The following is a 276-nucleotide window of genomic DNA, read 5'->3' on the forward strand; positions in this document are numbered from 1 at the left end:
AGGGCGGCCGACACACGCCGTTCTTCACCGGTTATCGACCACAGTTCTACTTCCGCACCACGGACGTGACCGGGGTGGCGTCGTTGCCGGCGGGAGTGGAGATGGTGATGCCAGGCGACAACGTGGCGATGGAGATCGAGTTAATCGCGCCCATTGCCATGGAGAAAGGACTGCGCTTCGCAATTCGTGAAGGTGGCCGCACAGTGGGTGCGGGCACGGTGTCGGAGGTGGTGGAATAGAAACTGAGCTTTGTACTTTGAGCTTCGTGCGTTGTTT

1 protein-coding gene is annotated in these 276 nt (G+C 59.4%); it reads left to right on the forward strand.

What is annotated here, in order from left to right; all coding sequences use genetic code 11:
• On the forward strand, positions 1 to 239 hold a 239-nt coding region (locus EUU22_RS24380), incomplete at its 5' end, for an EF-Tu C-terminal domain-related protein (protein ID WP_500681149.1).
• Positions 240 to 276 lie beyond the last annotated feature (37 nt).

This window comes from Ciceribacter ferrooxidans (assembly GCF_004137355.1).
Taxonomy (GTDB): Bacteria; Pseudomonadota; Alphaproteobacteria; order Rhizobiales; family Rhizobiaceae; genus Allorhizobium; species Allorhizobium ferrooxidans.